This window comes from Paraburkholderia acidisoli (assembly GCF_009789675.1).
Classification (GTDB): domain Bacteria; phylum Pseudomonadota; class Gammaproteobacteria; order Burkholderiales; family Burkholderiaceae; genus Paraburkholderia; species Paraburkholderia acidisoli.
Genome location: NZ_CP046916.1, coordinates 287,898 through 300,600 on the forward strand (window position 1 = coordinate 287,898; position 12,703 = coordinate 300,600).

The 12,703-nt window shown below is 65.1% G+C and carries 12 protein-coding genes; 9 read left to right on the plus strand and 3 right to left on the minus strand.

Annotated features, from left to right (window positions below):
- Nucleotides 1-48 precede the first annotated feature (48 nt).
- The gene (locus FAZ98_RS29845; protein ID WP_158957062.1) at nucleotides 49-1,290 is read right to left on the minus strand and encodes a cystathionine gamma-synthase family protein; all 1,242 of its coding nucleotides are present in this window, start codon (nucleotides 1,288-1,290) and stop codon (nucleotides 49-51) included.
- A 401-nt stretch (nucleotides 1,291-1,691) separates the two neighbouring features.
- Here FAZ98_RS29845 and FAZ98_RS29850 point away from each other — a divergent pair, with 401 nt between their 5' ends.
- Nucleotides 1,692-2,639 (plus strand): hypothetical protein, encoded by a 948-nt coding sequence (locus FAZ98_RS29850; RefSeq protein WP_233273012.1) that lies wholly within the window; start codon nucleotides 1,692-1,694, stop codon nucleotides 2,637-2,639.
- A 167-nt stretch (nucleotides 2,640-2,806) separates the two neighbouring features.
- The gene (locus FAZ98_RS29855; RefSeq protein ID WP_158957064.1) at nucleotides 2,807-3,130 is read left to right on the plus strand and encodes a hypothetical protein; all 324 of its coding nucleotides are present in this window, start codon (nucleotides 2,807-2,809) and stop codon (nucleotides 3,128-3,130) included.
- 149 nt (nucleotides 3,131-3,279) lie between these two features.
- Here the strand turns inward: FAZ98_RS29855 and FAZ98_RS29860 are convergent, their stop codons facing one another.
- Both FAZ98_RS29860 and FAZ98_RS29865 read right to left on the minus strand, forming a co-directional pair.
- Entirely contained in the window at nucleotides 3,280-4,233 is a 954-nt protein-coding gene (locus FAZ98_RS29860; RefSeq protein WP_158957066.1) for an NADP-dependent oxidoreductase, read from the minus strand.
- Between the two features lie 51 nt (nucleotides 4,234-4,284).
- The gene (locus FAZ98_RS29865; RefSeq protein WP_158957068.1) at nucleotides 4,285-4,734 is read right to left on the minus strand and encodes an ester cyclase; all 450 of its coding nucleotides are present in this window, start codon (nucleotides 4,732-4,734) and stop codon (nucleotides 4,285-4,287) included.
- 94 nt (nucleotides 4,735-4,828) lie between these two features.
- Between FAZ98_RS29865 and FAZ98_RS29870 the strand changes: the two genes are divergently transcribed.
- The 7 genes from FAZ98_RS29870 to acs all read left to right on the plus strand — a co-directional run bounded on the left by FAZ98_RS29870 (nucleotide 4,829) and on the right by acs (nucleotide 12,610).
- On the plus strand, nucleotides 4,829-5,740 hold the full coding sequence (locus tag FAZ98_RS29870; protein ID WP_158957070.1) for a LysR family transcriptional regulator: 912 nt from the start codon (nucleotides 4,829-4,831) through the stop codon (nucleotides 5,738-5,740).
- Between the two features lie 164 nt (nucleotides 5,741-5,904).
- Complete coding sequence (locus tag FAZ98_RS29875; protein WP_158957072.1) at nucleotides 5,905-6,318, plus strand: hypothetical protein; 414 nt, start codon at nucleotides 5,905-5,907, stop codon at nucleotides 6,316-6,318.
- A gap of 111 nt (nucleotides 6,319-6,429) precedes the next feature.
- A complete protein-coding gene (locus FAZ98_RS29880) occupies nucleotides 6,430-6,906 on the plus strand; it encodes a helix-turn-helix transcriptional regulator (protein WP_158957074.1) in 477 nt (158 codons plus the stop codon).
- Between the two features lie 78 nt (nucleotides 6,907-6,984).
- Nucleotides 6,985-7,398, plus strand: coding sequence for a VOC family protein (locus tag FAZ98_RS29885; protein WP_158957076.1), 414 nt, complete (start codon nucleotides 6,985-6,987; stop codon nucleotides 7,396-7,398).
- 200 nt (nucleotides 7,399-7,598) lie between these two features.
- Nucleotides 7,599-8,771, plus strand: coding sequence for an iron-dependent methanol dehydrogenase (gene mdh / locus FAZ98_RS29890; protein WP_158957078.1), 1,173 nt, complete (start codon nucleotides 7,599-7,601; stop codon nucleotides 8,769-8,771).
- A gap of 162 nt (nucleotides 8,772-8,933) precedes the next feature.
- Complete coding sequence (locus FAZ98_RS29895) at nucleotides 8,934-10,460, plus strand: aldehyde dehydrogenase family protein (protein ID WP_158957080.1); 1,527 nt, start codon at nucleotides 8,934-8,936, stop codon at nucleotides 10,458-10,460.
- A 176-nt stretch (nucleotides 10,461-10,636) separates the two neighbouring features.
- The gene (gene acs, locus FAZ98_RS29900; RefSeq protein WP_158957082.1) at nucleotides 10,637-12,610 is read left to right on the plus strand and encodes an acetate--CoA ligase; all 1,974 of its coding nucleotides are present in this window, start codon (nucleotides 10,637-10,639) and stop codon (nucleotides 12,608-12,610) included.
- Nucleotides 12,611-12,703 lie beyond the last annotated feature (93 nt).

The following is a 12,703-nucleotide window of genomic DNA, read 5'->3' on the forward strand; positions in this document are numbered from 1 at the left end:
GGATCAGGATGAACGTCCGTGCGTTCGTCCTGATTCCGGCAACGCGCCTCAAGCCGCCAGTTTCAGCGCCTGTTCGAAGTCGGCGATCAGATCGTCGATATCTTCGATGCCCGCCGAAAGGCGCAGCATGCCGTCGGAAATGCCCATTGCCTTGCGGGTTTCGGCACCCGCTTCGAAGAAGATCGTCGGCGCGACGGGAATGATGAGCGTGCGCGTGTCGCCGAGACCCGTTGCCTTGATCGGCAACTGCAGCGCATTGACCACGTCGATCATGCGGCTGGCGTCGAGCAGTTCGAACGACAGCAGCCACGACGCGCCCTTGAACAGCTTTTGCGCGATCTCGTGCTGCGGATGGCTCTTCAAGCCCGGATAAAACACCTTGCCGACCGCCTTGTGGCTTTCGAGGAACTGCGCGAGCGCGAGCGCGTTGTCGCTGCTCTGCTTCACGCGCAGCGCGAGCGTTTCCGCACCCAGCGCGATGCTGTGCGCCTGCTCCGACGAAAGCGCCGCGCCCATGTCGCGCAGCCCTTTCTTGCGGATCTGCAGCAAGCCCTGGTCTTTCGCGGCCGAGCGGCGGTAGTCGTCGGCGATGTTCGGATACGCGCTCCAGTCGAACAGACCGGTGTCGGTGACCGCGCCGCCGAGGGCCGCGCCGTGGCCCGCGACGGTCTTCGTCAACGAGTTGATGACGAGGCTGGCGCCCACCGCTTTCGGCTTGAACAGCGCGGGCGAGGTGATGGTGTTGTCGACCACGTAGGCGACGCCACGCGCGCGGCAAATGTCGCCGATGCCTTGCAGGTCGGGAATCTGCGTGCCGGGGTTCGCGATGGTTTCGACGAACACCATGCGCGTGTTCGGGCGAATGGCGTTGTTGACTTCGGCGGCGTCGCAGGCGTCGACGGTCGTGACTTCGACGCCCAGCGTGCGCAGCGTGCCGAACAGGCTGTTGGTGTTGCCGAACACGTAACGGCTCGACACCAGATGATCGCCCGCGCGCAGCAGCGTGAGGAACGTGGCCGTGATCGCAGCCATGCCGGTGCCGAAGCAGATGCTGCCGACACCTTCTTCCAGACTCGTGATCTTGCGCTCGAGCGCGGCCGTGGTGGGCGTGCCCTGGCGCGCGTAGTTGAAGCCGCCTTTTTTGGTGCCCTGGAACACGCCGATCAGATCTTCGACGCGCTCGAAACCGTATTGCACCGAGGTGTGAATCGGCTGGCGCACGCCGCCGTGCTCGGAACCCGAGATCCTGTCGCCGTGAACGATGCCCGTGGTGAAGCCTTGCTTGCTCATTCTTTCTCCGCTTTCAAGTCCGCTAGTCGAGTCGACGCGCTTCGGTGCTGCCGGTTTCCCGTGCCGGGCGTCGATGGCAATAGCGGGATTATCGCCCGTAACGCAGGATGCCAGGAAGGTTTGGGGATCGGCGCGGCGGCCGGTGCAGGGGCGCGCGCTCGTGGATTGCCCGTCGAGGCGGCGCTGCGCGGCAGGCGCCCAGCCCGTGTATGCGTGGTCATGCGTGGATGGGGCGATGCAAGATGAATTGTAAGCGACAGCTCTCCTTGTTTCCCCTGCACGGCCGCGCGGGCATGCGCGACAACGCTCGAATGCGACAGGGTTCCACTGCACCGGCACGCGATTTTAGCTGCCTTGTTTCTTCGCGGATAATGGCGATCCCCATCACTCGCATCCCTGCCATGACCTCTCTCGTGCCGCTGCGCCGCGCCTTCGGCGTTGCCGCTCTTGTCTTCGCTTTGCCGGTTTCGTTCGCCCTGGCCGACACCACGGTGCCCTCGCTCGCGGGCGTGCGCGGCGCCATGCAGACGAGCGACGCGAAGAAGCTATTCGACCGGTCGATGAGCGGCGCGCCCCAGCCCGACGGGTTCGGCACCGCGTTGCCGGCGGGATTCACCACGGCATGGCTCGTCGACCAACTTGCGCCGGGTCAGGATGTACGCGACGTCGTGCTTTCGGGCGCGAAGCCCTGGCCGCTGCGGCCGAACAGTTACGTCGCCATGCTGTGTCTCGCCGATAGCCCGGAAAAGGCCGCCGCCGCGCGCAAATACGCGGCGGCGACCTGCGATAGCCTTGGCGACGACAGCGACGCGCGGCGCGTCTGGTTCGGCGTGTTCGACAGCATGGGCACGGGTGCGCCGCGACTCGTCGCGCGCACTATGCAACCCGTGGCCACGCCCACCGACTGGAGCGACACCAACATCGACCAGCCCGTTGCGCTCGAGAACGGCGACGCGGGCAGTGCGCAGGCGGCCATGCCCTCGAGCTGGTCGCGCTTCGATCTCGCCGCTTATCAACTTCGCGCGGGCCAGTACGCATTCGGCGTGCGCGCCGGATGGAGCGAAGGCTATGCGGGCGGTGGCGCGGATTTCGAGGCGCTCTATCTTTTCGTGATCGACGGCAATGCGCTGAAGGTGGCGTTCGCGCAGCCCATGGCCTTCGACAAGATGCTCGCGGGCGACTGGAACAAGGATGGCACGCGCAGCCACGACGTTTCCGACGCGGCCAACGCGCTTACCGTGCTGCCCACCGTCACCGGCGGTTATCACGACCTGCAATTGCGCGAGAAAGCGCGCGGCAAATGGCGGCGCACGTTCAAGTGGTCGGTGGAGAAAGGGCGCTACGAATAAACCTATGCCGCTGGGCACAACGTGAATTAAATAGTGGGATTCGCTCGACAACTCACTCCTCGATGTGGAATCGAATCATTGCGCGGCACGCTGATTGCGCACACGAAGGTTCAGTAGGCGTCAAACGTCTGCGTCGATATTTCAGTCAATCATAGGAGGGGCGGATCATGAACAAGGCAACCAGCACACTCATCGCGGCCGTCGCCGCACTCGCAATGTCGGGCGGCGCCTATGCGCAAGCGGGCGGCAGCAGTGGCAGCAACGGCAATACGCCCGCCGCGGGCAATGCGGTGAATCCGACCGCGAACTCGATGAACAACAATTCGTCGAGCGGTTACGGCATGCCGGGCTCCACGAATTCGGATAGCGGTAATGCGCTGCCGGGCGGCACGAACAACAACGCTTCGACGTCGCATCACACGCCGGCGCCCGCGAGCAACAACTCGCTTGCGACCCCCAGCGTGAAGTCGCCGGCGGCTACCCAGCAGTAATTCGTTGGCAATACTGAGCAATACTGAGTAAGTTTGACAAAGACGCACGGAGCGCAATCATCGCGCTCCGTGCGTCTTTTTGTATCGCCATGTTACTGCCGATTCACCGCATTTTGAGGTAACAAGCGGGGCGTGGTGGTGTCATCTCGTCAAGACCCATCGCCGGCAGGTTGCCCCCACGCACCGTGACTCGCGCGAATCACGATCTTGCCGCGCGCATGGCCGGTCGCGAGTTTTTCGAGTGCGGCGCGCGCTTCGCCGGGCGCGAAGATCTCGTCGATGATGATTTGCAGTTCGTCGGCCTCGTACCGCTCGACGGCTTTCGCAAGGAACGGTTGCGCCGTGGCGAAGAACACGGAAGCGCCGTCGCGGCCGTCGCGCGGCTGAATGCCGAACTCGACCATGCTGACGATACGGCCGCCCGCACGCAACACGGACCACGATTGCTCGAGCGTCTCGCCGCCGAGCGTATCGAGCACGAGATCGACGTCACGCAACGCGGAGAAGTCCTCCGCGCGATAGTCGATCACGCGATCCGCGCCCAGGCTCTTCACCAGTTCGTGATTGCGCGCCGATGCCGTGGCGATCACACAGGCGCCCGCCCGATGCGCGAGTTGCACGGCCATGCTGCCGACGCCGCCCGCCGCTGCGTGAATCAGTACGCGCTCGCCGCGTTGCAACCGACCCACCTCGAAGAGACTTTGATATGCCGTGCCGAAGGCCGTGGGCAACGCGGCCGCGTGCTCGAAGCTCATCGACGCGGGCATGATCGATACGTCGTTTGCGGCGATCACGACGCGCTGCGCGAACGCGCCGCCCGAACTGGGCGCAGTGCGCCCGAACACGCGATCCCCGGGGCGTAGCGTGGTCACCGCCGCACCGGCCGACTCGACCACGCCGCTGAAGTCGGTGCCCGGCACATAAGGGAATTCGACCGGAAACACGGCCTGCATATAGCCGGCCATGATCTTCAGATCGAGCGGATTGAGGCCGGCGGCTTCCACGCGCACGATCACTTCGTCGGCGTTGAGCGCGCGTAATGCGATCTCGCCTTGCGAGACGACGTCGGCGCTGCCGAACTGGTTGAGCCATGCTGCTTTCATGATTCGCCTCTTTGAATGCGGAATGCTGGAATGCCCGAGTGAGTTGGCGGATCAACCTTGTTGCGGGAATTGGCCGAGTTGCAGGAACAGGCCGAACCAGTCTTCCATATGCCACGTGGTTGCGATGCGGCCGTTCTGCACCTTGTGGAATTCGTGCAGGCGGAAACTCACTTTCTTGCCGGTGGGCGCAATGCCGAAGAGTTCGCCTTCGTGCGTGCCGGTGATTTCGGCGCGCACGGCCACCTTTTCGACTGCCTGCACGATGTCGTGAATCACGATCTGCACGTCGGGGAACGCCTTGCCGAAACTCTCGATGATCGGCTTGATGCCGGCCGGACCGGGCTGCTGACCCGGCGCGAGCGGAATGTCGTCCCAGTCGGCGGCAAGAACGGCATCGACGAGAGCGGGGTTCTTCTCGCTGAACGCGCGATACAGGGTGCGGACGGCTTCGAGGTCGGCGTTGGAGGCGGTTGAAGTGGCGTGCGTGGCGGTTTGGGTCATGTCGGGACTCGTGGTGGGGTTGAACGTGAGCGAATTCTGGGCGAGGGCGTACAATCCGTCCAACAAATAACCTGTATAGATAATTATTTGAAATATGGATTTTCATGGCATCGACCTGAATCTGCTGGTGGCGTTCGACGCCCTCATGAACGAGCGCAACGTGACGCGCGCCGCGACCCAGGTGGGCGTGAGTCAACCGGCGATGAGCGCGGCGTTGTCGCGCCTGCGCACGCTGCTCGGCGATCCGCTTTTTCTGCGCAGCGCCGAAGGCTTGATCCCCACGCCCAGGGCGCGCGATCTCGCCGAGCCCATTGCGCAGGCGCTGCGGCAGATCGAGCAGACGCTGGTGGACAAGCCGCGCTTCGATCCCGCGCAAACGTCGTTGACGTTCAATCTCGGGCTCTCGGAGTACCCGGCGTTCGTGCTGCTGCCCACGCTGCTCGCGGCGATGGAGCAGGCCGCGCCCGGCGTGACGATCACGGTGCACGCGTACAACGATCGCGATACGGCCGTCGACCTGCTGGACGCGGGCGAGATCGACGTGGCCATCGGCATCGTGCCAACGAAGTCGGACCCGCGCATCCTGCATCGCCCCATCCTGCACGACGAGTTCGTGACCATCGTGTCGAAGCGTCATCCGGCCGCGCGCCGGGGCATGGATCTGAAGACGTATCTGACGCTGCAGCACGTGCTCGCCTCGCCCGAAGGCGACCGGCATGGGCTCGTCGATCAGGCGCTCGCGCAACTCGGCGAGCGCCGCACGCTCGCGCTCACGCTGCCGCAAATGTTCGCGATTCCGGGCATCGTGGCGCGTACGCGGCTCTCGGCCACGTTGATGAAGCGCGTGGCGCTCAATACCGCGGTGGGGCGAGAACTCGTGGCGTTCGCGCCGCCCGTCGCGCTGCCGGCGATCCGCTTCGATCTGATCTGGCATCGCCGTGGCGACTCGCATCCCGCGCAGGTGTGGCTGCGCGAGTTCATCGCCGGTCACGCGGCCACGCTGTAGCGCGCGACGCGCGGGGTCATCGACATGTTCGCGAACGTAGGCTGGCGCGATGCGTGGGCGACGCGCTCGCAGGGGTTTCGTCCCCATGGCAAGAGGCTCGCCAGCGCGATTGTGCGGGGTGCGGTTACACTTGAGAGTCGTGCGCCGAACCCCACTTAATCGCCGTGAATCAGCGTATCCGTCCTCCTTTGCCACCCGAATGGCCGTTCCCGCCCGCGCGCGATGTCGCCGGGCGGACGTTCGGCGATCTCACCGCGCTGCGTTATCGCGGCGCGGACGTGTGGCTATGGAAGTGCCGGTGCGGCGGTCATATCATCGCGGCGCTCGACACGGTGGAAGGCGGCGAAACGCGCGATTGCGGTTGCCGCGAGCAACGCCGCGTGTGGCGTTCGCGCCCGGATTCGCGGGCGCTGCGCGGCGGCGAGGTGTTCGGCCAGCTCACGACCGAACGCTACGCCGGCGACGGTTTGTGGATCTGCCGATGCGAATGCGGCCGCGAAACGACCGTGAGCGCGGGGCGCCTGCGCTTGGGCCAGGCGCGCTCGTGCGGCCGTTGTCACGACACATCGGGCGATTGAGCGGTAACGCCGACGGCCGCGTCAGCCCGTTTTTTCGGCCAGCTTTCTTTGCGCTTTCGACCCGGGCCGCGCCCGATTGAAGGCACGCTCGCGCCATGGCACGATGCGGCCATGACGCGTTCTCCTTCCCGCACGCCAGCTGGCAAGCCAGCGAGCCCGCAGCGCAGCACGCGGCTGCGCGATCTCGCCCGCTTGCGGCGCGTGCGCGACCGTATCGACCGCGAATTCGCCCAGCCGCTCGATGTCGACGCGCTGGCGCGAGGCGTTCATATGTCGTCGGGCCATTTGAGCCGGCAGTTCCGGCTGGCCTACGGTGAATCGGTGTATGCGTACCTGATGACACGCCGTATCGAACGCGCGATGGCGCTGTTGCGGCGCGGCGATCTGAGCGTCACCGAGGTCTGCTTCGCGGTGGGCTGCGCGTCGCTGGGCACGTTCAGCACGCGCTTCACGGAGTTGGTGGGCATGAATCCCAGCACCTGGCAACGCGATGGCGCGAGCGACGTGGCGGGCATGCCGGCCTGCGTGGCCAGGCAGGTGACGCGACCGGTCAGGAATCGAGAAGCGTCGAACAAGACGAGTGCCTAAACTGCATCCGGCAGTGCGCCGCGCCCGATCTAACCGGTTCGGCGGCGTGCACAACCTCGTCCTCACCGGAGCCTGACCATGGATATCGTCGTCCACTCGACCTTTCTGCCCCACACCGACCCCGAAGCGTCGCTGGCGTTCTACCGCGATGCGCTCGACTTCGAGATTCGCAAGGATGTCGCTTATGGCGGCAATCGCTGGATCACCGTCGGCCCGAAAGGCAAGCCGGAGGCCGCCGGCATCGTGCTGTATCCGCCCAACGCCACGCCGGGTCTGACCGACGAAGAGCGCCGCATGATCGCCGAAATGATGGCCAAGGGCACCTTCGCGATGCTGCTGCTCGGCACGCACGACCTGGACGGCGTGTTCCAGCGGCTTCAGGACCGCGACGCCGAGATCACGCAAGAGCCCACGGACCAGCCGTACGGCGTGCGCGATCTGGGCGTGCGCGATCCGGCGGGGAACATGCTGCGGATACAGCAGATCGCCTGAGCGGTCATCTGCGCGGTCACGCTAGTCACGCGCGGTTGCCCACCTCTGTTCCGAAACACAACACCTGTGTTGAATGAGAGCAGCGGGATGACAGCGCCTCATCGTAAAACCCTTTAAATACGGGCTTTCGCGCGCTGGTACGGTTCGTGCAAAAGGTTAAGCGGGTGCAACGACATCCCCACATAACCTTTGGAGACGACATGAGTTATCTGAGCATCGCGGATCGTACCGACAGCTTCTTCATTCCCTGCGTCACCCTCATCGGCCCCGGTTGCGCGCGCGAAACCGGCACGCGGGCGAAGTCGCTGGGTGCGAAAAAAGCGCTCATCGTGACGGACGCCGGTCTGCACAAGATGGGGCTACCGGAGATCATCGCGGGCTACATTCGCGAAGCCGGACTCCAGGCCGTGATCTTTCCGGGCGCGGAACCCAATCCCACCGACATCAACGTGCACGAAGGCGTCAAGCTCTATCAGCGAGAGGGTTGCGACTTCATCGTCTCGCTCGGCGGCGGGTCCTCGCACGATTGCGCCAAAGGCATTGGCCTCGTCACCGCGGGCGGCGGTCATATTCGCGACTACGAAGGCGTCGACCAATCCAGCGTGCCCATGACGCCGCTCATCTCGATCAACACCACGGCGGGCACGGCGGCGGAAATGACGCGCTTCTGCATCATCACGAACTCCAGCAATCACGTGAAAATGGCGATCGTCGACTGGCGCTGCACGCCGCTCATCGCCATCGACGACCCGCGTTTGATGGTCGCCATGCCGCCCGCGCTCACGGCCGCGACCGGCATGGACGCGCTCACGCACGCCGTGGAAGCGTACGTCTCCACCGCCGCCACGCCGATCACCGACGCCTGCGCGGAAAAGGCCATCGCCCTGATCGGCGAATGGCTGCCCAAGGCCGTCGCGAACGGTGAATCCATGGAAGCGCGCGCGGCCATGTGCTACGCGCAGTACCTCGCGGGCATGGCGTTCAACAACGCCTCGCTCGGTTATGTGCACGCCATGGCGCACCAGTTGGGCGGCTTCTATAACCTGCCGCACGGCGTGTGCAACGCCATCTTGTTGCCGCACGTGTCCGAGTTCAATCTGATCGCCGCGCCCGAGCGCTTCGCGCGCATCGCCGCGCTGCTCGGCGCGTACACCGCGGGGCTGTCCACCACGGAAGCGGCCGCGGCGGCAGTGGCCGCCATTCGCGGCTTGTCGGGTTCCGTCGGCATTCCTTCTGGTCTCGCGGGGCTCGGTGTGAAGGCGGAAGACCACGAGGTGATGGCGCATAACGCGCAAAAGGACGCGTGCATGCTGACCAACCCGCGCAAGGCCACGCTCAACCAGGTTATCGCCATTTTCGAAGCCGCAATGTAAGCGGGCGAGCCTTTATTCGCCGTGAGCGGCGAAGCAATCATTTCGATCAGGAAACCTGATTAATTTTGTGTTGTCATCGACCCGGAACGACGGCGTCGCGACTTCGCGCGCACGGGCGCCGTCTCCCGACATCACGCAACTGACACCGAACAGGACCGCACCATGAATCCCTTCGACCTCAAGAATCTTGGCCTCGACGTCGAGTATCCGTACCGTCAGCGTTACGAGAACTACATCGGCGGCAAATGGGTTGCGCCCGAGGGCGGCGACTACTTCGAAAACGTCTCGCCGATCAACGGCCAACCGTTTTGCCGCGTGCCGCGCTCGACCGGCGTGGACGTGGATCTCGCCATCGACGCCGCGCACGCCGCGCGCCGCAAGTGGGGCAAGACCTCGGCGGCCGAGCGGGCGAATCTGCTGCTCGCGGCCGCCGGGCGCATGGAGAAGAACCTGCGCCTGCTCGCCGTGGCCGAAACCATCGACAACGGCAAGCCGCTGCGCGAAACCATGGTCGCGGACCTGCCGCTCGCGATCGACCATTTCCGTTACTTCGCGGGCTGCATTCGCGCGCAGGAAGGCGGCATTTCCGAAATCGACGACAACACCGTCGCCTATCACTTTCACGAGCCGCTCGGCGTGGTCGGGCAGATCATTCCGTGGAATTTCCCGCTGCTGATGGCGGCGTGGAAGCTCGCGCCCGCGCTCGCCGCCGGTTGCTGCGTGGTGATGAAGCCCGCCGAGCAAACGCCTGCCTCGGTGCTCGTGCTGATGGAGTTGATTGGCGACCTGTTCCCGCCGGGCGTGATCAACATCGTGAGCGGCTTCGGCCGCGAAGCGGGCGAGGCGCTCGCCACCAGCCCGCGCATCGCGAAGATCGCCTTCACGGGCTCGACGCCCGTGGGCAAGCGCATTCTGCACGCCGCCGCGGAAAACCTGATTCCGTCAACGGTCGAACTGGGCGGCAAAAGCCCGAACATCTTCTTCGCCGACGTGCTAGATCACGACGACGCGTTCCTCGACAAGGCGCTCGAAGGCCTCGCCATGTTCGCGCTGAACCAGGGGGAGATCTGCACGTGTCCCTCGCGCGTGCTCGTGCAGGAATCGATCTACGAACGCTTCATCGAAAAGGCCATCGCGCGCGTGGAGCGCATCAAGAGCGGCCACCCGCTCGATCTCGAAACGATGATCGGCGCGCAGGCCTCGCAGCAGCAGCTCGACAAGATCCTCTCGTATATCGACATCGGCCGCGAAGAGGGCGCGCAATGTTTGACGGGCGGCGCGCGTGCGAGTCATCACGCCGATCTTGCCGAGGGCTTCTACGTGAAGCCCACGATGCTGTTCGGCCACAACAAGATGCGCGTGTTTCAGGAGGAAATTTTCGGGCCGGTGGCCTCGGTCATGACCTTCAAGGACGAGCAGGAAGCCATCGAAATCGCCAACGACACTTACTACGGTCTGGGCGCGGGCGTGTGGACGCGCGACGGCACGCGGGCGTATCGCACGGGGCGCGAAATCGAGGCGGGGCGCGTCTGGACCAACTGTTATCACCTGTATCCCGCGCATGCGGCGTTCGGTGGCTACAAGCAATCGGGCATCGGGCGCGAGACGCACAAGATGGCGCTGTCGAACTATCAGCAGACGAAGTGTCTGCTGGTCAATTATCAGCCCGACGCGCTGGGCTTCTTCTGATGCGCCGCAGGCAGGGTTGATGCACACGGGTCGCGCGCGCATGCCGCAGTCGGCGCGATCCGGCGTCCATCCGCGTGATCGATGTCATCGACGTCATCGACGGGTAACGAAAACACACGACGAGCGCGCCGCCTGCGGGCGGACGCCTCGCGCAGTCAGTCAGGGTGGGAGAGTCAATGTCAGCGATCGAATCGGTTCTTCATGAACCGCGCGTGTTTGCGCCTGCCGCGCAAACGGTGGCCAACGCCACGGTGTCGGGCATGGCGGCCTACGAGGCGCTGTGCGCCGAAGCCGCGCGCGATTACGAAGGGTTCTGGGCGCGTCTCGCGCGCGAAACGCTCGCGTGGCATACGCCGTTCGCGAAGGTGCTCGACGAATCGAAGGCGCCGTTCTACACGTGGTTCGAAGACGGCGAACTCAACGCGTCGTACAACTGCCTCGACCGCCACGTGGAGGCGGGCCACGGTGAGCGCGTCGCGATCATTTTCGAGGCCGACGACGGCGCGGTTACGCGCGTCACGTACCGCGATCTGCTCGCGCGCGTCTCGCGTTTCGCCAACGCGCTCAAGCAGCGCGGCGTGAAGAAGGGCGATCGCGTGGTGATCTACATGCCGATGTCGATCGAAGGCATCGTGGCCATGCAGGCATGCGCGCGCATTGGCGCCACGCACTCGGTCGTGTTCGGCGGTTTCTCGTCGAAGTCGCTCAACGAACGCGTGGTGGACGTGGGCGCGGTCGCGCTCGTCACCGCCGACGAACAAATGCGGCGCGGCAAGGCGCTGCCGCTCAAGCGTATCGCCGACGAAGCGCTCGCCATGGGCGGCTGCGACGCCGTGCATAGCGTGATCGTCGACCGGCGTACCGGCGGCGACATCGACTGGATCGAAGGCCGTGACCACTGGATGCACGAACTCGCGCACGCGCAAGGTGAGACGTGCGCGCCGGAACCGGTGGGCGCGGAGCATCCGCTTTTCGTTCTCTACACCTCGGGCTCGACGGGCGCGCCCAAGGGCGTGCAGCACAGCACGGGCGGCTACTTGCTGTGGGCCGCGCAAACGCTGAAATGGACCTTCGACTGGAAGCCGGACGATATTTTCTGGTGCACCGCCGACATCGGCTGGATCACGGGCCACAGCTACATCGCCTATGGTCCGCTTGCGCTGGGCGCGACCCAGGTCGTGTTCGAGGGCGTGCCCACGTGGCCCGACGAAGGGCGTTTCTGGCAGATGATCGAGAAGCACAAGGTCACGCTGTTCTACACCGCGCCCACGGCCATCCGCTCGCTGATAAAAGCTTCGGATGCCGATGCCGCGGTGCATCCGGCGCGTTATGACCTGTCCTCGCTGCGCATTCTCGGCACGGTCGGCGAGCCGATCAATCCCGAAGCCTGGATCTGGTACTACGAAAACGTGGGCGGCAAGCGCTGCCCGATCGTCGACACGTGGTGGCAGACCGAAACCGGCGGCCACATGATCACGCCGCTGCCGGGCGCGACGCCGCTCGTGCCGGGCTCGTGCACGCTGCCGCTGCCGGGCATCATGGCGGCCATCGTCGACGAAACCGGCCAGGACGTGCCCAACGGGCAGGGCGGCATTCTGGTCGTGAAGCGGCCGTGGCCCGCGATGATCCGCAACGTGTGGGGTCAACCGGAGCGCTACCAGTCGGGCTATTTCCCCGCGGAACTTGGCGGCACGCTGTACCTCGCCGGCGACGGCAGCGTGCGCGACAAGGACAGCGGCTATTTCACGATCATGGGCCGGATCGACGACGTGCTGAACGTCTCCGGTCACCGTCTGGGCACGATGGAAATCGAGTCGGCGCTGGTGGCGAATCCGCTCGTGGCCGAGGCCGCGGTGGTGGGTCGTCCGGACGACACGACGGGCGAAGCCGTGGTCGCGTTCGTGGTGCTCAAGGCCACGCGCCCGCAAGGCGACGAAGCCGTGAAGCTCGCGAACGATCTGCGCGCGTGGGTCGGCAAGGAGATCGGGCCGATCGCGAAACCGAAGGACATCCGCTTTGGCGAAAACCTGCCGAAGACGCGTTCGGGCAAGATCATGCGCCGCCTCTTGCGCTCGCTCGCGAAGGGCGAGGCAATCACGCAGGACGTCTCCACGCTGGAGAATCCGGCCATTCTCGATCAGCTCGGCTAGCTGGACCCGGCGAATCGAACGCACGCGCACTGAGCGTTGCCAACGCGTCACCGCCCGGCGGACGCGTGAGCCGGGCGCGCGCATTTCCAGGCC

Coding starts and splice junctions, on each gene's coding strand:
- FAZ98_RS29845 (WP_158957062.1), bottom strand. CDS start 1,290: ATGAGCAAGCAAGGCTTCACCACGGGCATCGTTCACGGCGACAGGATC.
- FAZ98_RS29850 (WP_233273012.1), top strand. CDS start 1,692: ATGACCTCTCTCGTGCCGCTGCGCCGCGCCTTCGGCGTTGCCGCTCTT.
- FAZ98_RS29855 (WP_158957064.1), top strand. CDS start 2,807: ATGAACAAGGCAACCAGCACACTCATCGCGGCCGTCGCCGCACTCGCA.
- FAZ98_RS29860 (WP_158957066.1), bottom strand. CDS start 4,233: ATGAAAGCAGCATGGCTCAACCAGTTCGGCAGCGCCGACGTCGTCTCG.
- FAZ98_RS29865 (WP_158957068.1), bottom strand. CDS start 4,734: ATGACCCAAACCGCCACGCACGCCACTTCAACCGCCTCCAACGCCGAC.
- FAZ98_RS29870 (WP_158957070.1), top strand. CDS start 4,829: ATGGATTTTCATGGCATCGACCTGAATCTGCTGGTGGCGTTCGACGCC.
- FAZ98_RS29880 (WP_158957074.1), top strand. CDS start 6,430: ATGACGCGTTCTCCTTCCCGCACGCCAGCTGGCAAGCCAGCGAGCCCG.
- FAZ98_RS29885 (WP_158957076.1), top strand. CDS start 6,985: ATGGATATCGTCGTCCACTCGACCTTTCTGCCCCACACCGACCCCGAA.
- mdh (WP_158957078.1), top strand. CDS start 7,599: ATGAGTTATCTGAGCATCGCGGATCGTACCGACAGCTTCTTCATTCCC.
- FAZ98_RS29895 (WP_158957080.1), top strand. CDS start 8,934: ATGAATCCCTTCGACCTCAAGAATCTTGGCCTCGACGTCGAGTATCCG.
- acs (WP_158957082.1), top strand. CDS start 10,637: ATGTCAGCGATCGAATCGGTTCTTCATGAACCGCGCGTGTTTGCGCCT.